The organism is Klebsiella sp. CN_Kp088, assembly GCF_040064335.1.
Classification (GTDB): Bacteria; Pseudomonadota; Gammaproteobacteria; order Enterobacterales; family Enterobacteriaceae; genus Klebsiella; species Klebsiella aerogenes.
Map to the genome: position 1 here is coordinate 286,460 of NZ_JBEAIQ010000015.1, position 22,064 is coordinate 308,523.

General features: G+C 56.5%; 21 protein-coding genes. 11 read left to right on the forward strand and 10 right to left on the reverse strand.

All coding sequences use genetic code 11. The features are described 5' to 3' along the window. Positions 1–14 precede the first annotated feature (14 nt). From dam to trpS, 4 genes are read left to right on the forward strand one after another with little or no spacing between them, the layout of a single operon-like run. The gene (gene dam / locus ABLV08_RS06495) at positions 15–842 is read left to right on the forward strand and encodes an adenine-specific DNA-methyltransferase (protein ID WP_015369388.1); all 828 of its coding nucleotides are present in this window, start codon (positions 15–17) and stop codon (positions 840–842) included. Between the two features lie 17 nt (positions 843–859). Further along, positions 860–1,537: a ribulose-phosphate 3-epimerase gene (rpe, locus tag ABLV08_RS06500; protein ID WP_015369389.1), complete on the forward strand. Its 678-nt coding sequence runs from the start codon at positions 860–862 to the stop codon at positions 1,535–1,537. After that, a complete protein-coding gene (gene gph, locus ABLV08_RS06505) occupies positions 1,530–2,291 on the forward strand; it encodes a phosphoglycolate phosphatase (protein WP_020077804.1) in 762 nt (253 codons plus the stop codon). The genes rpe and gph overlap by 8 nt, the downstream gene beginning before the upstream one ends. Then, positions 2,284–3,288, forward strand: coding sequence for a tryptophan--tRNA ligase (gene trpS, locus ABLV08_RS06510; protein WP_015369391.1), 1,005 nt, complete (start codon positions 2,284–2,286; stop codon positions 3,286–3,288). Before gph ends, trpS begins: the two co-directional genes overlap by 8 nt. A gap of 68 nt (positions 3,289–3,356) precedes the next feature. On the opposite strand, the gene cysG is transcribed toward trpS, so the two are convergent. The 3 genes from cysG to nirB form a co-directional block, all read right to left on the reverse strand. Continuing rightward, positions 3,357–4,730 (reverse strand): siroheme synthase CysG, encoded by a 1,374-nt coding sequence (gene cysG, locus ABLV08_RS06515; protein ID WP_348855676.1) that lies wholly within the window; start codon positions 4,728–4,730, stop codon positions 3,357–3,359. 152 nt (positions 4,731–4,882) lie between these two features. Beyond that, positions 4,883–5,209, reverse strand: a complete 327-nt coding sequence (gene nirD, locus ABLV08_RS06520) for a nitrite reductase small subunit NirD (protein WP_015369393.1) — start codon at positions 5,207–5,209, stop codon at positions 4,883–4,885. After that, positions 5,206–7,749, reverse strand: a complete 2,544-nt coding sequence (gene nirB / locus ABLV08_RS06525) for a nitrite reductase large subunit NirB (protein WP_015369394.1) — start codon at positions 7,747–7,749, stop codon at positions 5,206–5,208. Before nirB ends, nirD begins: the two co-directional genes overlap by 4 nt. A 214-nt stretch (positions 7,750–7,963) precedes the next feature. Here nirB and ABLV08_RS06530 point away from each other — a divergent pair, with 214 nt between their 5' ends. Next, the gene (locus ABLV08_RS06530) at positions 7,964–9,286 is read left to right on the forward strand and encodes a cytosine deaminase (RefSeq protein WP_032715192.1); all 1,323 of its coding nucleotides are present in this window, start codon (positions 7,964–7,966) and stop codon (positions 9,284–9,286) included. Here the strand turns inward: ABLV08_RS06530 and tsgA are convergent. Continuing rightward, positions 9,283–10,461, reverse strand: coding sequence for an MFS transporter TsgA (gene tsgA, locus ABLV08_RS06535; RefSeq protein ID WP_015369396.1), 1,179 nt, complete (start codon positions 10,459–10,461; stop codon positions 9,283–9,285). The genes ABLV08_RS06530 and tsgA overlap by 4 nt on opposite strands. Positions 10,462–10,738: 277 nt before the next feature. Here tsgA and ppiA point away from each other — a divergent pair, with 277 nt between their 5' ends. The 5 genes from ppiA to ABLV08_RS06560 all read left to right on the forward strand — a co-directional run bounded on the left by ppiA (position 10,739) and on the right by ABLV08_RS06560 (position 14,080). Next, complete coding sequence (gene ppiA, locus ABLV08_RS06540) at positions 10,739–11,308, forward strand: peptidylprolyl isomerase A (RefSeq protein WP_015369397.1); 570 nt, start codon at positions 10,739–10,741, stop codon at positions 11,306–11,308. Positions 11,309–11,414: 106 nt separating this feature from the next. After that, positions 11,415–11,582 carry a YhfG family protein gene (locus ABLV08_RS06545; protein WP_015703650.1) on the forward strand — a complete coding sequence of 56 codons (168 nt, stop codon included), beginning with the start codon at positions 11,415–11,417 and terminating at the stop codon, positions 11,580–11,582. Continuing rightward, positions 11,572–12,174, forward strand: a complete 603-nt coding sequence (locus ABLV08_RS06550) for a putative adenosine monophosphate-protein transferase Fic (protein WP_032713183.1) — start codon at positions 11,572–11,574, stop codon at positions 12,172–12,174. The genes ABLV08_RS06545 and ABLV08_RS06550 overlap by 11 nt, the downstream gene beginning before the upstream one ends. Before the next feature lie 32 nt (positions 12,175–12,206). Further along, positions 12,207–12,770 (forward strand): aminodeoxychorismate synthase component 2, encoded by a 564-nt coding sequence (pabA, locus tag ABLV08_RS06555; protein ID WP_042893910.1) that lies wholly within the window; start codon positions 12,207–12,209, stop codon positions 12,768–12,770. 89 nt (positions 12,771–12,859) lie between these two features. Then, positions 12,860–14,080, forward strand: coding sequence for an aspartate aminotransferase family protein (locus ABLV08_RS06560; protein WP_045364989.1), 1,221 nt, complete (start codon positions 12,860–12,862; stop codon positions 14,078–14,080). On the opposite strand, the gene ABLV08_RS06565 is transcribed toward ABLV08_RS06560, so the two are convergent. Then, positions 14,070–16,148 carry a YccS/YhfK family putative transporter gene (locus tag ABLV08_RS06565; protein WP_015369402.1) on the reverse strand — a complete coding sequence of 693 codons (2,079 nt, stop codon included), beginning with the start codon at positions 16,146–16,148 and terminating at the stop codon, positions 14,070–14,072. The genes ABLV08_RS06560 and ABLV08_RS06565 overlap by 11 nt on opposite strands. A gap of 50 nt (positions 16,149–16,198) precedes the next feature. After that, positions 16,199–16,831: a cAMP-activated global transcriptional regulator CRP gene (gene crp / locus ABLV08_RS06570; RefSeq protein WP_000242758.1), complete on the reverse strand. Its 633-nt coding sequence runs from the start codon at positions 16,829–16,831 to the stop codon at positions 16,199–16,201. A 305-nt stretch (positions 16,832–17,136) separates the two neighbouring features. Here crp and ABLV08_RS06575 point away from each other — a divergent pair, with 305 nt between their 5' ends. Then, positions 17,137–17,541, forward strand: a complete 405-nt coding sequence (locus tag ABLV08_RS06575) for an OsmC family protein (RefSeq protein ID WP_015703648.1) — start codon at positions 17,137–17,139, stop codon at positions 17,539–17,541. Between the two features lie 62 nt (positions 17,542–17,603). On the opposite strand, the gene ABLV08_RS06580 is transcribed toward ABLV08_RS06575, so the two are convergent. The 4 genes from ABLV08_RS06580 to ABLV08_RS06595 all read right to left on the reverse strand — a co-directional run bounded on the left by ABLV08_RS06580 (position 17,604) and on the right by ABLV08_RS06595 (position 21,897). After that, complete coding sequence (locus ABLV08_RS06580; RefSeq protein WP_015369404.1) at positions 17,604–18,473, reverse strand: phosphoribulokinase; 870 nt, start codon at positions 18,471–18,473, stop codon at positions 17,604–17,606. 72 nt (positions 18,474–18,545) lie between these two features. Next, on the reverse strand, positions 18,546–18,764 hold the full coding sequence (locus tag ABLV08_RS06585) for a YheU family protein (protein ID WP_015369405.1): 219 nt from the start codon (positions 18,762–18,764) through the stop codon (positions 18,546–18,548). Beyond that, entirely contained in the window at positions 18,761–19,783 is a 1,023-nt protein-coding gene (locus tag ABLV08_RS06590; RefSeq protein ID WP_015703647.1) for a hydrolase, read from the reverse strand. The genes ABLV08_RS06585 and ABLV08_RS06590 overlap by 4 nt, the downstream gene beginning before the upstream one ends. Before the next feature lie 209 nt (positions 19,784–19,992). Next, complete coding sequence (locus ABLV08_RS06595; protein ID WP_337087224.1) at positions 19,993–21,897, reverse strand: ABC transporter ATP-binding protein; 1,905 nt, start codon at positions 21,895–21,897, stop codon at positions 19,993–19,995. Positions 21,898–22,064: the final 167 nt, after the last annotated feature.

Below are 22,064 nucleotides of genomic sequence, written 5' to 3' on the forward strand. Positions count from 1 at the left end.
ATTAGTTAGGCAGCATGAAAAAGAATCGCGCTTTTCTGAAGTGGGCAGGGGGGAAATACCCCCTGCTTGACGATATTAAAAAGCATTTGCCGGAAGGTGAATGCTTGATTGAGCCCTTCGTGGGCGCCGGGTCGGTATTCCTGAATACCGACTTTTCTCGTTATATTCTCGCGGATATCAATAGCGATCTGATCGGTCTGTATAACATCGTCAAATTGCGCACCGACGAATACGTCAGCGCGGCACGTGAGATGTTTACGCCGGAAAATAACGCCGCGGAGCGCTACTACCAGTACCGTGATGAATTCAACCAGAGTCAGGATCCCCTGCGTCGCGCGGTGCTGTTCCTGTATCTGAATCGTCATGGCTACAACGGCCTGTGCCGCTACAACCTGCGCGGCGAGTTCAACGTGCCGTTTGGCCGCTACAAAAAGCCCTATTTCCCCGAGGCTGAGCTCTATCACTTCGCCGCCAAGGCGCAGAACGCCGAGTTTTACTGCGAATCTTATGAAGAGTGTATGAAGCGCGCCGATAGCCGGGCGGTGGTCTATTGCGATCCGCCGTACGCGCCGCTGACGGCGACGGCGAATTTTACCGCCTACCACACCAACAGCTTCAACCTTGATCAGCAGGTACTGCTGGCGAAAAAGGCGGAATCGTTGATGAAAAAGCGGATCCCGGTGCTTATCTCAAACCACCGCACGCCGCTGACGCAGGAGTGGTATAAAAACGCGGCGGAAACGCATATTGTGAAGGTTCGGCGCAGCATCAGCAGCAATGGTGGTACGCGTAAAAAGGTGGACGAGCTCTTAGCGCTGTACCGTCCACCGAAGACCAAATAAATTTCAAGGAGATGCGGATGAAGCAGTATTTGATTGCCCCTTCGATTCTGTCGGCTGATTTTGCCCGTTTGGGCGAGGATACCGCTAAGGCACTGGCGGCGGGTGCGGATGTCGTACACTTCGACGTCATGGACAACCACTATGTGCCGAATCTGACGATTGGCCCGATGGTACTGAAGTCGCTGCGCAACTACGGCATTACCGCGCCGATCGATGTGCACCTGATGGTAAAGCCGGTCGACCGCATCATTCCTGATTTTGCCGAAGCCGGCGCCAGCATTATCACTTTCCACCCGGAAGCCTCTGAACACGTCGACCGCAGCCTGCAGCTTATCAAAGAGCATGGCTGTAAAGCGGGGCTGGTATTCAACCCGGCAACGCCGCTGAGTTACCTCGATTACGTTATGGATAAGCTGGATGTGATCCTGCTGATGTCGGTTAACCCAGGCTTTGGCGGCCAGTCCTTTATTCCGCACACCCTTGAAAAACTGCGTCAGGTGCGTCAGCTTATCGATCAATCCGGTTACGACATTCGCCTTGAAGTCGATGGCGGCGTGAAAGCCAGCAATATTGGTGAAATTGCCGCCGCCGGTGCGGATATGTTTGTCGCGGGTTCGGCGATCTTCGGCCAGCCGGACTACAAAAAAGTTATTGATCAAATGCGTAGTGAATTAGCGAAGGTTAGTCATGGATAAATTACAGGCCATCCGCGGCGTGGCATTCGACCTGGACGGTACGCTGGTCGATAGCGCGCCGGGTCTAACCGCCGCCGTTGATAGCGCGCTTTATGCGCTGGAACTGCCGGTGGCAGGTGAAGAACGCGTCGTGACCTGGATTGGCAACGGCGCAGACGTCCTGATGGAGCGGGCGCTGAACTGGGCTCGCCAGGAGCGCGCCACGTTACGCGCGGCGATGGGGAAACCTTCCGTCGACGATCATGATATACCGCAAGACGAACAGCTACGCGTTTTGCGTAAACTGTTCGACCGCTATTACGCCGAAGCGGCGGAAGAAGGTAGTTTCTTGTTCCCGGCGGTGGCCGATACGCTCGGCGCGCTGCATGCCAAAGGCCTGCCGCTGGCGCTGGTCACCAACAAACCAACGCCGTTCGTGGCGCCCTTGCTCGAGGCGCTGGATATCGCGAAATACTTTAGCGTGGTGATCGGCGGCGACGATGTGAAGAACAAAAAGCCGCATCCGGATCCGCTGCTGCTGGTGGCGCAAAAGCTCTCTCTGACGCCTGCCGAACTCTTGTTCGTCGGGGATTCGCGCAATGATATTCAGGCGGCGAAAGCGGCAGGTTGCCGCTCTATCGGTCTGACTTACGGCTATAACTACGGCGAGCCGATAGCGCTGAGCGAGCCGGATTTTATCTTTGACCAATTTAATGAACTCTTGCCCGCTCTTGGGCTACCGTACAGTGAAACTCAGGAATTAAAAAATGACTAAGCCCATCGTTTTTAGTGGCGCACAGCCCTCAGGTGAATTGACCATTGGCAACTATATGGGTGCGCTGCGTCAATGGGTAAACATGCAGGATGACTATCACTGTATTTACTGCATCGTTGACCAGCACGCGATCACCGTGCGTCAGGATCCGCAGAACCTGCGTAAAGCAACGCTGGATACGCTGGCGCTGTATCTGGCCTGCGGTATCGATCCGCAAAAGAGCACCATTTTCGTCCAGTCTCACGTGCCGGAACACGCACAGCTGGGCTGGGCGCTCAACTGCTACACCTATTTCGGCGAACTGAGCCGCATGACCCAGTTTAAGGACAAGTCCGCGCGCTACGCCGAGAACATCAACGCCGGTCTGTTTGACTACCCGGTACTGATGGCCGCTGACATCCTGCTGTACCAGACCAACCAGGTACCGGTAGGCGAAGATCAGAAACAGCATCTTGAGCTGAGCCGCGACGTTGCGCAGCGCTTTAACGCTATCTATGGCGATATCTTTAAAGTGCCTGAGCCGTTTATTCCTAAGTCCGGCGCGCGCGTCATGTCGCTGCTGGAGCCGACCAAGAAGATGTCCAAGTCCGATGACAACCGCAACAACGTCATTGGCCTGCTGGAAGACCCGAAATCGGTAGTTAAGAAGATCAAACGCGCGGTGACCGATTCCGACGAGCCGCCGGTTGTCCGTTACGATGTGCAAAACAAAGCGGGCGTTTCCAACCTGCTGGATATCCTCTCCGCCGTCACCGGCCAGAGCATTCCGGAGCTGGAACAGCACTTTGAAGGTAAAATGTACGGCCATCTGAAAGGTGAAGTCGCCGAAGCCGTTTCCGGGATGCTGACCGAGCTGCAGGAGCGCTATCACCGTTTCCGCAACGACGAAGCGTTCCTTAATCAGGTGATGAAAGAGGGCGCCGAGAAGGCCAGCGCGCACGCTTCTAAGACTCTGAAAGCGGTATATGAAGCGATTGGCTTTGTCGCTAAGCCGTAATAAGGCTCGCTGAAGGTAAAAAAACCGGGATTATCCCGGTTTTTTTGTCTTTGTCAGAGCGCATTAGCTTAATGGTGAGAAAACCAGTTCAGCTTGTCGCGTAGCGCCACCACGCGGCCCACGATAATTAACGCCGGGCTGGCCATCTGCTGCGCCAGGATATCCAGCCGATCCAGAGTGCCGGTGACGACCTTCTGGTTGACCGCGGTGCCGTTTTCGACGATAGCGGCCGGCATATCCGCCGCCATGCCGTGGGCGATCAGTTTTTCGCGGATCGCCGGCGCCTGGTTTAGCCCCATATAGAACACCAGCGTCTGTTTTTCCGCCGCCAGATTTTGCCAGTCGAGATCGCTACCGGTTTTCAGATGGCCGGTGATCAGGCGTACGCCCTGGGCGAAATCGCGGTGGGTGAGCGGAATGCCGGAGTAGGCCGAGCAGCCGGAGGCGGCGGTGATCCCCGGCACCACCGAGAACGGAATACCTGCCGCGCAGAGGGTCTCTAGCTCTTCGCCGCCGCGGCCAAAAATAAACGGATCGCCGCCTTTCAGACGTACAACACGTTTGCCGCTTTGCGCTTCGCGCAGCAGGATTTGGTTAATCTCCTCCTGCGGCACGCAGTGATAGCCTGCACGTTTGCCGACAAACACCCGATCGGCGTCACGGCGCACCAGGTTCATAATGTCGTCGGAGACCAGTCGGTCATAAACCACTACATCGGCCTGCTGGATCTGCTGCAGTCCCTTGAGGGTGAGCAGCCCGGCATCGCCCGGACCGGCGCCCACCAGCACCACTTCGCCGCGATGTTCCAGCGGCTCATTCAATAACTGTTCCGTGGTGTCGGCAACGGCCTGACGATCATCGTTCGCCAGCGATTGGGCGAGACGATCGTTAACAAACAGCTTTTCCCAGAAGCGGCGGCGCTCGCCGACGGTAGCGAACTGTTTTTTCACCCTTGAGCGCAACTGCCCGGCATAGCGGGCGATTTGCCCGAGGTGCAGCGGCAGCAGCGATTCGAGCTTTTCACGCAGCAGGCGCGCCAGCACCGGGGAGGTACCGCCGGAAGACACGGCGACCATCAGCGGCGAGCGGTCGATAATTGACGGCATGATAAAGCTGGCCTGACGGGGCGCATCCACCACGTTGCAGAAAATACGCCGTGATTCAGCGGCCTCGCTGACCTGCTGATTAACGACATCATCGTCGGTGGCGGCGATCGCCAGCCAGCAGTTATCGAGCAGCGCAGGATTGAAATCGCCCTGCGCCAGCGTCAGCATTTGCGCCTCGGCCCACACCTGAAACTGCGGAGTAAACTGGCGTGAGTTCACCGTTAACCGGGCGCCTGCGTCGAGCAACAGACACGCCTTGCGTTCAGCGACATCGCCGCCGCCGACCAGCAAGCAGTCGCGATCGCGTAGTTGGCAAAAAATAGGTAAGTGGTCCACGGCAGATCCTCACGGCAAGGGGGGAAAGGGAGTGCGGTCGTAGCATAGCAGCAGAGGGAATCACGGAGATATGAATTTTGCCGCCTCTACTTATTAGTGGTCATAAGCTGATGATATGGTTCCCCCCGCGGCGCGGAGGGAACCTTGCGGCATCAGGCTTTCAGCTGCACTTTGCCATCTTTAACACGGGCTTCGTAGTGGGCGATGGAGTGGCTCTCATCTTCCATGCACAGCCCGTCGCTGAGGCGGAAGCGCTGCTTTTTCAGCGGGCTGGCAACCCACAGCGCGCCGTCATGCTCAGCGATAATCCCGCGGGACAGCACGCTGGCATTGAAGAACGGATCGATATTGCTGATGGCGAACACTCTGTCGTCATGGTACGGACGGAAGATAGCTACCTGCTGTTGCCCCAGCAGCGCACAGACGCCGGTCGCCGGCAGGATGTCGTCAATTTTGCAGATGTTTACCCACTGGCTCATACGTTTTCCTCCACCAGCGTGACCGGGATGCGCTCATAGGGCGTGGCCGGGCGATGCTGGTCACGTTCCGGCACCACCTGAACGTTCGGGTCGCGCTGATCGCTGTTGATAAAGTGTTTGAAGCGCGTCTGCGCCGCCGGGTTATTGACGGTCTCGGTCCATTCGCAGGCAAAAGCGGCGCGCAGGCGAGCCAGCTCTTCTTCAAGGTGATCGTTCAGGCCCAGCTTATCGTCGATGATGACGCTGCGCAGATAGTCGATACCGCCTTCCATGTTGTCCAGCCACGGCGCGGTACGGGTAAGCTTATCGGCGGTGCGGATGTAGAACATCATAAAGCGGTCGAGATATTTGATGAGCGTATCGCGATCGAGGTCCGCGGCCAGCAGATCGGCGTGGCGTGGTTTCATCCCGCCGTTACCGCACACGTACAGGTTCCAGCCTTTCTCGGTGGCGATGATCCCAACGTCTTTACCCTGGGCTTCCGCGCATTCACGGGTACAACCGGAGACGCCGAACTTCATTTTGTGCGGGGTACGGATACCTTTATAGCGGTTTTCCAGTTCTACGCCGAAGCCGACGCTATCGCCGACGCCGTAGCGGCACCAGGTACTGCCGACGCAGGTTTTCGCCATACGTAACGCTTTGGCGTAGGCATGGCCGGTTTCGAAGCCGGCTTCAATCAGTTGACGCCAGATTTCCGGCAGATCGTCTTTTTGCGCGCCGAACAGGCCGATACGCTGGGAGCCGGTGATTTTGGTATACAGATTAAATTCGCGCGCGATGCGACCGACGGCAACCAGGCCTTCTGGCGTAATTTCGCCGCCTGCGGAGCGCGGGATAACCGAGTAGGTGCCATCTTTCTGGATGTTGGCGAGGAAGTTATCGTTGGTGTCCTGCAGCGGCGTGTGCTGTGGTTTGAGGATGTACTCATTCCAGCATGAGGCCAGCAGGGAACCGACGGTCGGCTTACAGACTTCACAGCCGTAGCCCTGACCATGTTTTTCCAGCAGTTCGTCGAAGGTTTTGATGCCTTCGACGCGGATCAGGTGGAACAGCTCCTGGCGAGAGTAGGCGAAGTGCTCACACAGATTGTTGTTCACTTCGATACCCTGTTTCGCCAGCTCGGCGTTGAGCACCTGCGTCACCAGCGGAATACAGCCGCCGCAGCCAGTTCCGGCTTTGGTTTCCGCTTTCAGCGCCGCCACGGTGTGGCAGCCTTTATTGATAGCGGCGATCAGGTCGCCTTTGCTGACGTCGAAGCAGGAACAAATCTGCGCGCTGTCCGGCAGTTTATCCACGCCGATGGATGGCTTGCCGCTGCCGGCGTGGGCCGGGAGGATCAGCGAATCCGGGTTTTCCGGCAGCTCGATGGCATTCAGCACCAGCTGCAGCAGGTTGCCGTAATCGCTGGTGTCGCCGACCAGTACCGCGCCAAGCAGGGTTTTGTTATCTTCGCTGACAATGAGCCGTTTGTAGACTTCTTTGCTTTCGTCGAGATAGACGTAGCTACGCGCGCCCGGCGTGCGCCCGTGGGCGTCGCCGATACCGCCAACGTCCACGCCGAGCAGCTTCAGCTTGGCGCTGAGGTCGGCGCCGGTGAACAGATTGTCGTTGCCGAGGATATGGTCAACGGTAACCTGCGCCATTTTGTAGCCCGGGGCGACAAGACCGTATACGCGGTTATTCCAGCTGGCGCATTCGCCGATAGCGTAGATATCCGGATCGGAGGTCTGGCAGCTATCGTTGACCATGATGCCGCCGCGTTGGGCGACGGCGAGACCGCACTGGGTAGCCAGCTTGTCGCGCGGACGGATACCGGTAGAGAAGACGATGAAATCGACCTGCAGTTCGCTACCGTCGGCGAAGCGCATCGTTTTGCGTGCCTCGGTGCCCTGCTGAACGATCTCTTTGGTATTTTTGCTGGTGTGAACCTTCACGCCCATGCTTTCAATCTTACGCTTCAGCTGCTCGCCGCCCATCTGGTCGAGCTGCTCGGCCATCAGCATCGGCGCAAACTCGATCACGTGGGTTTCCACGCCGAGATTTTTCAGCGCGCCAGCCGCTTCCAGGCCGAGCAGACCGCCGCCGACCACCGCGCCGCGTTTGCTGCGACGGGCGCAGGATTCGATGGCGTTAAGATCTTCAATAGTACGATAGACGAAGCAATCCTGGGTTTCCGCGCCTTTAATGGGCGGGATCCACGGGTATGAGCCAGTCGCCATAATCAGCTTGTCGTAGAAAACGGTACGGCCAGCGCTGGAGTGGATCACCTTTTCCTGACGGTTGATGGTAATCGCGCGTTCGCCGACCAGTACCTTGACGCCGTGTTTCTCATAGAAACCTTCGCGTACCAGCGACAGCTCTTCCGCAGTGTGATGGGAGAAGTAAGACGACAGGTGGACACGGTCATAGGCGATACGCGGCTCTTCACAGAACACGGTAATGTCGAATTGTCCGGCAGGCGCCTTATCAAGAAGCTCTTCGATAAAGCGATGGCCGACCATGCCGTTACCGATAATAGCGATTCTGACTTTGCTCATTTTTGCCTCGATTTCTTTTCTATTACCGCCTACCTTAACGATTCAGCTACTACACTCATTGATACAAATCAATTTAGAACTTACCTACCACTTAATGGGTATATTTATGATTTATAATGATTTTTCTAAGTGATGGAAAAATCAGGCTTTTCCGTTCTGTTCTTTTTATGTACAAAGGCAGCAGAAGAAATAAGCAATATTCAGGGGGCAAACTATGTCGACAACGCCGCTGTGGTTAATTCAGAACGTCCATCTGCCAAAGCGAGAAGGGCTGTGGCAGATTGCGATTGATAAAGGGCGATTCGGCGACATTACGCCGATGGGAGAGGCGCGCAGCGAGAGCTACGAAGTGCTTAACGCCCGCGGCGGATTGGCCATCCCGCCGTTTATCGAACCGCACATTCATCTCGATACCACGCAGACGGCGGGAGAACCGAACTGGAACCAGTCCGGAACGTTGTTCGAAGGGATTGAGCGTTGGGCGGAGCGTAAAGCGCTGCTAAGCCATGAGGATGTGAAAGCCCGTGCGTGGAAAACCCTGCGCTGGCAAATCGCTAACGGCATCCAGTTTGTCCGCACCCATGTCGATGTTTCTGACCCGTCTCTGACGGCGCTGAAAGCGATGCTGGAAGTCAAACAAGAGGTAGCGCCGTGGGTCGATTTGCAGATAGTCGCCTTCCCCCAGGAAGGGATTTTATCCTACCCCAATGGTGAGAGTTTGCTGGAGGAGGCGTTACGGCTGGGCGCCGATGTGGTTGGGGCGATCCCGCATTTCGAATTTACCCGTGAATACGGGGTGGAGTCGCTGCATATCGCTTTCCGTCTGGCGCAGAAATACCAGCGTCCGCTGGATATCCACTGTGATGAAATTGACGATGAACAGTCGCGCTTTGTCGAAACGGTCGCCGCGCTGGCATTAAAAGAGGGAATCGGCCCCCGGGTGACCGCGAGTCATACGACCGCGATGCACTCCTACAATGGCGCTTATACCTCGCGGCTGTTCCGCCTGTTAAAACTCTCGGGCATTAACTTCGTCGCCAACCCGCTGGTCAATATTCATCTGCAGGGGCGCTTTGATGACTACCCGAAGCGGCGCGGCGTGACGCGGGTCAAGGAGCTGATGGCGGCCGGCATTAATGTCTGTTTTGGCCACGATGATGTGTTCGACCCGTGGTATCCGTTGGGAACCGGCAACATGCTACAGGTGCTGCATATGGGGCTACACGTTTGCCAGTTGATGGGCTATCAGCAGATTAACGACAGTCTGCAGCTGATTACCCACAACAGCGCCAGAACCTTTGGGCTCAATGATTACGGCATTGCTACCGGCAACCCGGCCAATCTGGTGATCTTGCCGGCGGAAAACGGTTTTGAAGCCGTACGCTGCCAGGTGCCGGTACGGTGGTCAATTCGTCAGGGAAGGGTCATTGCGACTACGCAGCTGGCGCAGACGTGGATACAGACCGATAAAGGCGGCGAGGAGTTGTTTTTTACCAAAAATAGCCCCTTTGCCGAAGCAAAGGGGCCTAAGGCTTAGTGCGCCGACGCGTTCTGACGGTGGCGGGAAACGAAGCCAAGGAGCAGACACATCACGAATACCACGGCATAGAGGCCGTTCGCGGTGTGCAGCGCGGCCAGCGGGCCGCTGGCCGCGACGATCGGCCCGGTCACCACGAAGGTCAGCATGGTGCCGATAGTGCCGCAGGTCAGAATGAAGTTCACCAGCTTCGGTGAAGCGACTTTAGTCTGCTGCGAGCCCAGAGTAATGATCGAGGTATAGATGGCGCTGGAGAAGAAGCCAAGGGTCAGGATGAACCACGGCATATGCTCCGGCGAACCGTTAATGAACAGATACATCAGGACTGTCGCCAGGCCCGCCAGCACGGTCAGGATGCGCTGCAGGTCGAAGAAGCGCAGGATGAAGCTGAACGACCACATGCCGATCATATAGGACATCCAGAAATCGCTGACCAACTTACCGGCGTCGCCGAGGCTCATGCCGAGGCCTTTGGCATATTCCGGTACCCAGGAGATAAAGCCCAACTGGCCGAGGATGTAGCATAGCGCGGCGATGGAAAGGAACAGCACGCCGATGCCCCATTTCTCTTTCACTACCGGCTGGCTGTTTTCCGCCAGCGCTTTGTTGCCAAGCACCGGGAACTCACAGCCGAAAGTCAGCACGAAAATAGCAACGTAGACCAGGCCGATACAGGCGTAAACCCAGTACCACTCGATGCTGCGCGCTAGCAGAACGGCGGCGACCATCGGGAAGATCATCCCTGCCATGCTGAAGAAGGAGTCCGTGAACAGCAGACGCGCGCCGCGCTGGCGGCCTTCATACATGTGGGTAATCAGGAAAGTACCGATCGACATGGTGATCCCGCTGACCAGACCGAGCACGAACATCGACGCGGAGAACAGCGTCAGGCTGTGGCCGAACATCAGCCCGGCGATAGCTAACAGCATCAGGATAAAGCCGAAGCGCAGCTGGGTTTTCAGCGGCACGATCTCCATCAGCCAGGCATTCAGGAAGATAGAAATCAGAATACCGGCATTGAGGAAGGTAAAGGTGTTACTCATACTGGACACCGGCAGATGGAAATAATCCGCGATGTTCCCCATCACCATCCCGGTGACGATCACCAACGCGCCGGTCAGGGCGTAGGAGAAAAAGCTGATCCATGTGAGCTTGATACGATTGCTGTTAGTCATGACAGGCCTGTGAATAGATAGGTAAAGCGCGTTGACGCTGCGCCGGGCGCACAGATTTTATTCATTCAAGTGATGAAGGCAAACGTTTATATTGAAATGTAGAGCTTATTGCATGGTTTTGTGTGACCTTGATCACACTAATAAGATTACTCACCCCTGAGTCAGTTCGTAACAAGTGTTTCAGCTAAGTAAAATTAGGTAAAAGGCTAGCCCGCTATGCAAAGGCTCTTTAGAATCAAGGCACTTGCTTTTTACTCTGCTCCGTTAAGGAATTTCCATGCTCAAATCCACTCTGGCGGCGATGGCTGCCGTATTCGCCATTTCAGCATTCTCCCCCGCCATGGCGGCCAAGGGCGACCCGCACGTACTGCTGACCACTTCTGCTGGCAACATCGAGTTGGAGCTGAATAGCCAGAAGGCGCCGATTTCTGTCGATAACTTCCTGAAGTACGTGAACAGCGGTTTCTATAACAACACGACATTCCACCGGGTGATCCCAGGCTTTATGGTGCAGGGCGGCGGCTTTAACGAGCAGATGCAGCAAAAGCAGCCGAACCCGCCGATTAAAAACGAAGCCGACAATGGCCTGCGTAATACCCGCGGCACGATCGCCATGGCGCGTACTGCCGACCAGGACAGCGCGACCAGCCAGTTCTTCATCAACGTGGCCGATAACGCCTTCCTCGACCATGGCCAGCGCGATTTTGGCTACGCGGTATTTGGTAAAGTGGTGAAGGGAATGGACGTCGCCGACAAAATTTCTCAGGTTCCGACCCACAACGTCGGCCCATACCAAAATGTTCCGTCCAAACCGGTCGTTATTCTCTCGGCGAAAGTGCTGCCGTAATCTTCTTCAGGCGCGGGCGGTCCGCCTGCGCCCAGCTTGCCTCTCTGCGTAACCTGAAATTGCTGCTTATACTTGTGGCACACAGGGGACGATAAGGGAGGCGACCATGCGTTTACTCACCGATAAACAAAAATCCCGGCTCTGGGAACAGACCCGCAATGCCAATTTTCAGGCCAGCCGACGCCTTGAAGGCGCGACGGTACCGCTCGTTACCTTGACGGCTGAGGAAGCGCTGGCGCGTCTTGCCGAGCTGAGGAGGCGTCATGAGCGCTAAATATGGTGACGATCGCGACCCCTATCTCTATCCGACGCTGGATGTGTTGCGTAATCGGCTGGGTATTCGTCAGGCGCAGCGGCTGGAACAAACGGCATGGGAATTCACTTCGCTGCGCGCGGCGACGATCCCGTTGGGCCCGCGCGGCCGCGGCTTACCGCATCTGTGCGCCATTCACCGGCAACTTTATCAGGATCTCTTTGACTGGGCGGGCAAACTGCGGGAAATCGATATCTACCAGGGCGATACGCCGTTTTGCCACTTCGCGTGGATAGAGAAAGAGGGCAACGCGCTGATGCGCAAGCTGGAAGAAGAGGACTATCTGTGTGAACAACCCCGGGAGACGTTCGTCGAACGCCTGAGCTGGTACTACGGCGAAATCAATGTCCTGCACCCGTTCCGCCTTGGCAACGGCCTGACGCAAAGGATCTTCTTCGAACAGTTGGCCATTCACGCCGGCTACCTGCTCGACTGGCGGGGTATTGAGCCGGATGCGTGGAGCCAGGCTAACCAGCTGGGCGCGATGGGCGACCCGGAACCGCTGGAGCGTATCTTTCGTAAAGTGGTAAGCGAAGCGCGGGAATCTGAGTAGAATAGCCCGGTTTTGTTTTTTCCGGAGCCGCTATGATCCTGCTAATCGATAACTATGACTCTTTCACCTGGAATCTGTACCAGTACTTTTGCGAACTGGGGGCGGAGGTGCTGGTTAAGCGTAACGATGAGTTAACGCTGGCAGAGATAGCGTCGCTGGCGCCGGAGAAAATCGTTATTTCGCCGGGCCCCTGCACGCCCGATGAGTCAGGTATTTCGCTGGACGTTATCCGCCGCTATGCCGGAAAAACCCCGCTGCTCGGCGTGTGTCTGGGTCATCAGGCTATCGCCCAGGTCTTCGGCGCCGCCATCGTACGCGCCGCGCAGGTCATGCATGGTAAAACGTCGCTTATTGAGCACAACGGCGAGGGCGTTTTTAAGGGGTTAAACAACCCGCTCACCGTTACGCGTTACCATTCATTAGTTATCGACCCGCCAACCCTTCCCGCGGATTTTATCGTTACCGCCCGCAGCGCCAGCGGTGAAATCATGGGTATCCGCCATCGCCAGTGGGATCTCGAAGGCGTGCAGTTCCACCCGGAGAGTATTCTTAGCGAACAGGGACACCAACTGCTGCAAAACTTCCTTAAACGCTGATTTGTAGTTGCCATGAGTTGATTTATTATGCATATTTTGTGATTAAAACATCGCATTCATTGCACATTACACAGAAGGATGGGCATCACATGGCAACAGAGCAACCGGCAATCACCCGCGCCACATTCGATGAAGTCATTCTGCCGATTTATGCACCGGCGGAGTTTATTCCGGTGAAGGGGAAAGGCAGCCGCGTTTGGGATCAGCAGGGCAAAGAGTACGTTGATTTTGCCGGCGGGATTGCGGTGACCGCGCTGGGCCACTGCCACCCGGCGCTGGTGGCGGCGCTGCACGAGCAGGGCGAAACCCTGTGGCACACCAGCAACGTTTTTACCAACGAGCCGGCGCTGCGCCTGGGTCGCCAGCTGGTGGACGCTACTTTTGCCGAACGCGTGGTGTTTATGAACTCCGGTACGGAAGCCAATGAAACGGCGTTCAAGCTGGCGCGTCATTACGCAATCACTCGCCATAGCCCGTACAAAACCAAAATCATCGCTTTCCATAATGCCTTCCACGGACGGTCGCTGTTCACCGTCTCGGTTGGTGGTCAGCCGAAATACTCTGACGGTTTCGGGCCGAAACCGGCAGATATCGTGCATGTCCCATTTAACGATCTCGAGGCGGTGAAAGCGGTGATCGATGACCATACCTGCGCGGTGGTGGTTGAGCCGATTCAGGGCGAGGGCGGGGTAATGGCGGCGACGCCGGCGTTCCTGCAGGGGCTGCGCGAACTGTGCGACCAGCATCAGGCGCTGCTGGTATTTGATGAAGTGCAGTGCGGTATGGGCCGTACCGGTTCGCTGTTCGCCTATATGCATTACGGCGTGACCCCGGATATCCTGACCAGCGCGAAAGCGCTCGGCGGCGGTTTCCCGATTAGCGCGATGTTGACCACCAATGAAATTGCCAGCGCCTTCCATGCCGGTTCCCATGGCTCCACCTACGGCGGCAATCCGCTGGCCTGCGCGGTGGCGACCGCGGCTTTCAACCTGATTAACACGCCGCAGGTGCTGGAGGGCGTGAATGCCAAACGGGCGCTGTTTGTCGAACACCTGCAGCAGATCGATGCGCAGTTTGATCTGTTCAGCGACATCCGCGGCATGGGGCTGTTAATCGGCGCCGCGCTTAAGCCGCAGCATCATGGACGCGCGCGCGATTTCCTCTATGCCGCGGCGGAGGCCGGGGTGATGGTGTTAAACGCCGGGCCGGACGTAATGCGCTTTGTGCCGTCGCTGGTGATTGATGATAGCGATATCGCCGAAGGGATGGCGCGCTTTGCGCAGGCGGTTAAAAACGTGCTTAGCGCCTAGTCGTGCGTAGCCAGATGCCGTGATGCGGACGCTGACGCCATGCCACCGACGAAATGGTGTGCATGGTGTTCAGATGGCCGAGGATCCGCTGCAGATGCTGCTCAAGGGTGCTGAGCGGCCCACGCAACACTTCCCCGTCCTGGGATTCCATAATATTTACATCGCCCGCGCTGCCCGGCCCGTCTGAATCCAGACGCTGCTGACAGCGCTGTAGCGCAATTTCACAAGATTCCAGATACCGCTGCGCCAGGTCAGGCGTTAGCATCGTATGCTCGCGCGCCAGCGTGGTCATGGCGTTGATATGTTCAACGATAAACTGGCTATGGGTTACCCACAGCTTCATATCTTCCAGATAGTGCGAGTTAAAACCCGGTTCCTGCATCGCCTGGTTAAGCGAGTTATACAGGGCGTTGTGCGCCTGGTTGACGCGCATACGCTGGTAGGCCAACGCCGGGGCTTGCGGATCGGCGCTAAGTATCAGCCGAATAGCCTCCTGATCGGCCTCCAGAGCATCGTGGGCGTTTTTACGCAGCAGGCCGCTCTGCCATTGCGGCCATAGCCAGACCATCCCGCCAAAGGCGATCAGACAGCCAATGATGGTATCGATAAAGCGGGCGACGATGAACTGCTCGCCGTTAAGCGTTAGCAACTGCAGGGTGTATACCGCGGTGACGGTAAAGCCCACCATCGCCCAGCCGTAGTGTTTACGAATGATGAGATAGCTCAGCAGCGTGATGAACAACATACCGCTTAACGTATAGCTCTCCGGTACGTGGAAGTGTAAGGTCAGCCAGGCGATCACCAGGCCCGCCAGGGTGCCTGCCGCCCGGTGGACAATCCGCACGCGGGTGGCGCCGTAACCGTTTTGCGTCACGAACAGCACGGTCATCAGGATCCAGTAAGGCTTCGGCAGGTGCAGGGCGCTGCCCATCAGGCTGGCGATGCTCAACATTACGCTGATGCGCGCGGCGTTGCGCAGCGCCGGGGATTTCAATGACAGGTAGTTCTTCAGGGCCGGTAGCAGCGGCAGGCGTCGTTCTTTGTCCGCCATCAGGTTACGTGCGTACAGCGGGCGCTGAGTACGTAGCACGCGGGCGATACGACTGAAGTGCCAGGCGCAGAACTGGCCAACTGGGTTATCGGGATGCTGATAGGCGATTTTTTCCAGCGCGCCGATTTGCTTATCCATCTGAAAGCGGCGCGGGTAGCGGTGGTAGAGAATATCATCCGCCAGCACCCGCAGACGAGCGGCGACGGTCTGCGCGTTCCAGCGGATGACCGCTTCCGCATGGCTGCGCTCCACCAGTTTTTGCACCTCTTCCGGCTGGTGCAGGCTCACTGAAATATGTTCCTGCAGATCCAGCCCAACCTGGAACGCGCGCAGCAGTCGCTTATGATCGCTACGCTGGTTGGCGGCTAACATATGCATCTGCTGATAGCACTGGGTAATTAAATCGACTACCTTCTGCTGGCGGGTAAGCAGCGGCGGCAGGGAGGTCGTCGGATCAGTGTGCTGCGTCAGGAGGCTATATTTGGCCTCGCAATAGTTAGCCAGTTCGCGGTAAAGCAGGCTTAACGACTCGCGCAGCGGCTGCTCTCGCCAGAGCCAAAACCAGAACCAGTTAAAGAGTCCGTACCACAAGGTTCCCAGCGCATAGATAAGCAGCGGCTCCCAGATGGGCATATTGCCGGCCAGGCTTAAGGTAAAAATGGCGGCGATAAGCGATGCCGGCAACAGGCGAGCGTGTAGCGAGCTGATTTCCGCCGTCACGCCGAGAATCAGCGCCAGCGCGCTGAGGATAAGCGGCAACGGGATGTCGCGCGCCAGAAGCAATTGCACAATCAGGCTGCTGCCGGCAAACAGGCAGCCGCCAACGATCAGGCGTTTGAAAAAACGTTTATGCGGGGTGTCGAGACCGGCAATATTGCAACAGGCGGGAACTAAAGAGAACAGCAGCCCTTGCTGCAGATGGCCGAGCAGAAGCCCGATGGCCACAGGTAGACACAGCACCAGCGTTTGCCGCAGTGCATAGTTGACTTCCGGGTGGTAAATCAGCCTGCGCCACATGGGAGAAACAAAAACGGCGTACTGCGCGGAGCAATACGCCGTTTAGCGACTTAACGGGTACCGTAGACGACGATAGTTTTACCGTGTGCCGAGATCAGGTTTTGATCTTCCAGCATCTTCAGAATACGGCCGACGGTTTCACGAGAGCAACCGACGATCTGGCCAATTTCCTGGCGGGTGATTTTGATCTGCATCCCGTCCGGGTGAGTCATGGCATCAGGCTGTTTCGCCAGATTCAGTAAGGTCTGAGCGATACGGCCCGTCACGTCGAGGAAAGCAAGGTTACCGACTTTCTCGGAAGTGACCTGCAGACGACGCGCCATCTGCGAAGAAAGGCGCATCAGGATGTCCGGGTTCACCTGGATTAACTGACGGAATTTTTTGTAAGAGATCTCGGCCACTTCACATGCGGTTTTCGCACGTACCCAGGCACTACGTTCCTGACCTTCTTCAAACAGGCCTAATTCACCGATGAAATCGCCCTGGTTGAGGTAAGAGAGGATCATCTCTTTACCTTCTTCATCCTTGATGAGTACAGCCACGGAGCCTTTTACGATGTAGTAAAGCGTTTCCGCTTTCTCACCCTGGTGAATCAGCGTGCTCTTTGATGGGTACTTATGAATGTGGCAATGAGACAAGAACCATTCAAGGGTAGGGTCTGTTTGCGGTTTGCCAAGCACCATGCGCGGTTATCCTCTGTTATAAGCTATCTCCGGACGCCGACACTACACGGCATCCGGGCATGCAATCGTATTTTTTCCCTATGCCTGGGAAGCTGGCTGCTCAATTTATGCAGCCTGTAATGTGAACTCCTCAGCATACATGCGGTACATCAATGTATTACTGTAGCATCCAGACTGTTTTAGCATAGCTTTCACCGCATGTCTCCTGGTGTCTCGCTTCAGCATGACCCAGGTCGCCTTCCGTTGCGAGATTTGTTATGTGCGCGTAATCTGTCAGGAAAATTGCAACAGCGGAGTTAAATTTTATGCAAGCGCGTGTGAAATGGGTGGAAGGTCTAACCTTCATCGGTGAGTCGGCCTCCGGCCACCAGATTTTAATGGATGGCAACTCCGGGGACAAAGCGCCCAGCCCGATGGAGATGGTGTTAATGGCGGCGGGCGGCTGTAGCGCAATTGACGTGGTGTCTATCCTGCAAAAAGGGCGTCAAAACGTCACTAACTGCGAAGTGAAGCTGACCTCCGAACGCCGTGAAGAGGCGCCGCGCCTGTTCACTCATATCAATCTGCACTTTATCGTCACCGGTAAAGAGCTGAAGGATGCGGCGGTGTCCCGTGCGGTGGATTTATCCGCGGAGAAGTACTGCTCGGTGGCGTTGATGCTGGAAAAGGCGGTCAACATCACCCACTCTTACGAAGTCATCGAAGCCTGAGGCGAATTGACGTAGCGGGACACTAACCCCGGCAGCACGGCGACCGGGGTTTTATTTTGCCCTTAACTAATGGTTTTGCCTTCCATCAAGCGCTCGACCAGCGGCGCCATAATGAGCTCCATCGCCAGCCCCATCTTACCGCCCGGCACCACCAGGGTGTTCATATGCGAGATAAACGACCCCTGTAGCATCGCCAACAGCCAGGGATAATCAATCCCCTGCAAATTGCGGAAGTGAATCACCACGAAGCTTTCGTCGAGCGATGGAATACCTTTGGCGGCAAACGGATTCGAGGTATCGACCGTCGGCACGCGCTGGAAGTTGATATGGGTACGTGAGAACTGGGGGGTGATGAAATTGATGTAGTCCTCCATCGAACGCACCACTGAGTCCATCACCGCTTCGCGCGAATGGCCTCGTTCGCTGGTATCGCGAATGAGCTTCTGAATCCATTCGAGGTTGACTATCGGCACCACGCCGACCAGCAGGTCGACATGTTTCGCCACGTCATGCTGCGGCGTCACCACGCCGCCGTGCAGCCCCTCATAAAACAGCACGTCGGTCGGTTCAGGCAGCGGCTGCCACGGGGTAAAGGTGCCGGGAACCTGATTCCAGGGAACCGCTTCATCATAGGTATGGAGATATTTTCGCGACTGGCCCTTGCCGAATTCGCCGTACTCTAAAAAGGTGCGTTCAAGCAGGCTGAAGTCGTTGGCTTCCGGGCCGAAGTAGCTGATGTGTTTGCCCTGATCGCGCGCTTTGCGGATCGCCATGTCCATTTCCGGGCGAGTATAGCGATGGAAGCTATCCCCTTCGACCTCCGCGGCATGCAGGTTCAGCTGCGAGAAAATTTTGCGAAACGCGAGGCTGGTGGTGGTGGTGCCCGCGCCGCTGGAGCCCGTGACTGCGATCACTGGATGTTTGGCAGACATAACAACTCCCTGATTAAGTGATGGTGTGTCGCCGTATCGCGCCAGGCTCTCGCGGTTAGAGGGGCATGGCGCTTAGCCGTTAAACATCTTGCGGGGCATGATGTTGACCGTCTCGTGCAGTTCTGACCACACCAGTACGGCCTCCCCGGTTTTAAGCTGCTGTTTTACATCGGCGACTTTATCGGCAAGCGAACGTTCATGTTCACCATAATCGGTGCCTTCGCGCAACACAAAGCTTTCAATCAGATTATCCAGCGTTTCGGGATCGAGATCCTGCCAGGGAATAATCATGCTTGTCCTCCCAGCCAGCGGGTTAACCAATCCGGAATACGTTGCTCCAGCCACATTTGCGGTTTTCGCAGCGTACCGCCGACAAAGCCAACGTGGCCGCCTTGTTCCGTGAGCTGATATTCGACGTTAGCCGGCAGCTGTTCCTGCGGCGGTATTGAATGATGGTCCATAAATGGATCGTCTTTTGCGTGAATGATCAGCGTCGGCTTGGTGATATCGCTTAAGCGCGGCATCGCGCTGCACTGTCGGTAATAGTCTAGCGCATCGGCGAAACCGTGGATTTTGGCGGTGATCATGTCGTCGAATTCGCGGATGCGGCGCATGCTTTTGAGCTGGCGAAGATCCACCGGCAGCGAGCCTGGATAGGCTTTCAGCTTGCGCGAGGCGTTGGCTTTCAGCAGGTTGAGCAGGTAACGTTGATAGACGCGCGAAAATCCTTTATCCATATGGTAGCTGCAGGCTTCCAGCATAAAGGGCGCCGAGACAATGACGGCCGCATCGAGCGGAATATTGTCGCCTTCTTTCGCCAGCAGACAGCCCAGCATGTTGCCGCCAAGCGAATAGCCTACCGCCGCCGTCGGCGCGGCGCCGAATTCACGCCGCAACCAGTGCAGGAACCAGGTGCCGTCTTCCGTTTCGCCAGAGTGATAAATACGACTGTTGCGATTCGGCTCGCCGCTGCAGCCGCGAAAATGCATCACCACCCCGAGCCAGCCGCGCTGCATGGCGGCGTGAATTAAACCGTGGGCGTAAGGGCTATGCAGGCTGCCTTCCAGACCGTGAAAAACCACCAGCCGCGGTTTGTGGCGCGCGCCGGCGGGGTCTTCGCTCCAGGCCAGATCGACGAAATCGCCATCCGGCAGCTCAAGACGCTGCCAGTGCGGCGTAAATCGGAGCTTGCGGCGGATGATCCGCGGCAGCATGGTTTGCAGATGACGATTGCCCACGCCGCGCATCGGATGGAATTCGCGCGAATCGTTATCGGGGGGCGTCACTGCTGTCGGGGTTATTTCAACCATAGTACCAGGATTATTAAGAAACTTTTAGAACACTATACCGCGCATAAAAGTGGGCGGTTAGCCAATATGTGGTCTTGCGGGTAATCGGTATAGATTACATGAAAATGATTCAAGAGAATGGCTGAGCGATGAATTTCGGAAAGTCTCCCGGGATACTTAAGCAGAAAGTCCCGACGATGAATTTTCTCTCACCGCCGGGCGGTTACTCATTAACCTTCCTGCAGCATCCGCTCCAGCTGTTCCTGCGCGTCCAGCCACGCCATTTCACACTCTTCGAGCCCTGATTTGGCGCTCGCCTGCTGCTGCAGGCACGCGGTTAATTCCGTTTTGCGCGAGGCGTCATATAACTCGCTGTCGCCCAGTTTCTCTTCCGCCTGCGCCAGCTGCGCGTTGAGTTTATCCATCTCTTTTTCCAGCCGGGCGATCTCTTTACGCAGCGGTTGCGTTTGCGTGCGCAGTTCGGCTTCGCGGCGTTTTTGATCCTTACGCGCTTGCGCGCTGTTGCCGTTATCCTTCGGCGCTTCAGAAGTCTGGTTTTCCTGCTTCTGCGAATCACTCAGCCACTGCTGATAATCTTCCAGATCGCCATCAAACGGTTCAACTTTACCGTCGTGTACGAGATACAGATCGTCAGTGGTGGAGCGGATCAGGTGACGATCGTGCGAGACCACGACCAGCGCCCCTTCGAAGTCGATCAGCGCTTCGGTTAAGGCCTGACGCATATCAAGATCAAGGTGGTTGGTCGGTTCATCGAGCAGCAGTAGGTTAGGGCGCTGCCAGACGATTAACGCCAGCACCAGGCGCGCTTTTTCGCCGCCGGAGAAACGGCGGGTCTCTTCGCTGACTTTATCCCCCTGGAATCCAAAGCCGCCGAGGTAGTCGCGCAGTTTTTGTTCCAGCTCCTGCGGCGCCAGGCGGGCCAGATGCTGTATCGGCGACTCATCGGCGCGCAGGAATTCGAGCTGATGCTGGGCGAAGTAACCGAGCTTAATCCCTTTCGCCAGGCCAATTTCACCGGACAGCGGCTGTAATTCACCGGCCAGCAGCTTAATCAGCGTTGATTTACCGGCGCCGTTGCGCCCCAGCAGACCGATACGCGAACCGGGCACCAGGTTCAGCTTGATGGAGTCGAGAATAATCCGTTCGCCGTAGCCGGCGCTGACTTTTTCCATCTTGAGTAACGGGTTCGGCAGGCTTTCCGGCGCGCGGAAGCTGAAGTGGAACGGGTTATCGACGTGCGCCGGGGCGATAAGCTCCATGCGCTCAAGCATTTTGATACGGCTCTGCGCCTGCTTCGCTTTGGTGGCCTTGGCGCGGAAGCGGTCGATATAGCTCTGCAAGTGGGCTACGCGCTGCTGCTGGCTTTCATACATGGCCTGCTGTTGCGACAGACGGGTCGCGCGCTGGATTTCAAACGAGCTGTAGTTACCGGTGTATTCGAACATCGTTTGCTGTTCGATATGAATAATTTTATCGACGATCGGATCGAGGAAATCACGATCGTGGGAAATCAGGATCAGCGTACCGGTATAGCCTTTCAGCCATTTTTCCAGCCAGATCACCGCATCAAGATCGAGGTGGTTGGTCGGTTCGTCGAGCAGCAGCAGGTCGGAACGGCAGATCAGCGCCTGCGCGAGGTTTAAGCGCATACGCCAGCCGCCGGAGAAATCACTGACCGGGCGCTCAAGCTGCTCGTTACTGAAACCAAGGCCGTGTAGCAGGCTGGCGGCACGGGAACGAATCGTCCAGGCGTCAATGGCATCCAGCTTACCGTGGACGGTAGCGATGGCGTGGCCGTCGTCGCGCTCATTGGCCTGCTGTAAATCGGCTTCCAGCTTGCGGAACTCGCGATCGCCATCAATAACATAATCAATAGCCGGTTGCGGCAGGGCCGGCGTTTCCTGATTAACCCACGCCAGCTGCCAGTTGCTCGGGAAGGTCATGGAGCCGCCGTCGGCGCTTATCTCGTTTTTCAAAAGCGAAAGCAACGTAGATTTACCGCAGCCGTTTTTACCCACCAGACCGACTTTCTGGCCAGGATTGATGGTGGCGGTGGCGTTGTCCAGCAGGACGCGTACGCCGCGACGAATTTGTAACGAGGAGAAAACAATCATAAGGCGCCGTATGTTCAGACTATGTTAATTTGTCTTTATGATAATGTAGTGTGTAAGCGAAACGCTCCATAGGGCCGCAATGGTAGCCCAAAATGAAGACGATAGACAAAGTCATTCTGGTTGCGTCGAGACGCAGCCGCTTCGCAAGCCGCCAGATGACGTTCGGG

Coding starts and splice junctions, on each gene's coding strand:
- dam (WP_015369388.1), top strand. CDS start 15: ATGAAAAAGAATCGCGCTTTTCTGAAGTGGGCAGGGGGGAAATACCCC.
- rpe (WP_015369389.1), top strand. CDS start 860: ATGAAGCAGTATTTGATTGCCCCTTCGATTCTGTCGGCTGATTTTGCC.
- gph (WP_020077804.1), top strand. CDS start 1,530: ATGGATAAATTACAGGCCATCCGCGGCGTGGCATTCGACCTGGACGGT.
- trpS (WP_015369391.1), top strand. CDS start 2,284: ATGACTAAGCCCATCGTTTTTAGTGGCGCACAGCCCTCAGGTGAATTG.
- nirD (WP_015369393.1), bottom strand. CDS start 5,209: ATGAGCCAGTGGGTAAACATCTGCAAAATTGACGACATCCTGCCGGCG.
- nirB (WP_015369394.1), bottom strand. CDS start 7,749: ATGAGCAAAGTCAGAATCGCTATTATCGGTAACGGCATGGTCGGCCAT.
- ABLV08_RS06530 (WP_032715192.1), top strand. CDS start 7,964: ATGTCGACAACGCCGCTGTGGTTAATTCAGAACGTCCATCTGCCAAAG.
- tsgA (WP_015369396.1), bottom strand. CDS start 10,461: ATGACTAACAGCAATCGTATCAAGCTCACATGGATCAGCTTTTTCTCC.
- ppiA (WP_015369397.1), top strand. CDS start 10,739: ATGCTCAAATCCACTCTGGCGGCGATGGCTGCCGTATTCGCCATTTCA.
- ABLV08_RS06545 (WP_015703650.1), top strand. CDS start 11,415: ATGCGTTTACTCACCGATAAACAAAAATCCCGGCTCTGGGAACAGACC.
- ABLV08_RS06550 (WP_032713183.1), top strand. CDS start 11,572: ATGAGCGCTAAATATGGTGACGATCGCGACCCCTATCTCTATCCGACG.
- pabA (WP_042893910.1), top strand. CDS start 12,207: ATGATCCTGCTAATCGATAACTATGACTCTTTCACCTGGAATCTGTAC.
- ABLV08_RS06560 (WP_045364989.1), top strand. CDS start 12,860: ATGGCAACAGAGCAACCGGCAATCACCCGCGCCACATTCGATGAAGTC.
- ABLV08_RS06565 (WP_015369402.1), bottom strand. CDS start 16,148: ATGTGGCGCAGGCTGATTTACCACCCGGAAGTCAACTATGCACTGCGG.
- crp (WP_000242758.1), bottom strand. CDS start 16,831: ATGGTGCTTGGCAAACCGCAAACAGACCCTACCCTTGAATGGTTCTTG.
- ABLV08_RS06575 (WP_015703648.1), top strand. CDS start 17,137: ATGCAAGCGCGTGTGAAATGGGTGGAAGGTCTAACCTTCATCGGTGAG.
- ABLV08_RS06580 (WP_015369404.1), bottom strand. CDS start 18,473: ATGTCTGCCAAACATCCAGTGATCGCAGTCACGGGCTCCAGCGGCGCG.
- ABLV08_RS06585 (WP_015369405.1), bottom strand. CDS start 18,764: ATGATTATTCCCTGGCAGGATCTCGATCCCGAAACGCTGGATAATCTG.
- ABLV08_RS06590 (WP_015703647.1), bottom strand. CDS start 19,783: ATGGTTGAAATAACCCCGACAGCAGTGACGCCCCCCGATAACGATTCG.
- ABLV08_RS06595 (WP_337087224.1), bottom strand. CDS start 21,897: ATGATTGTTTTCTCCTCGTTACAAATTCGTCGCGGCGTACGCGTCCTG.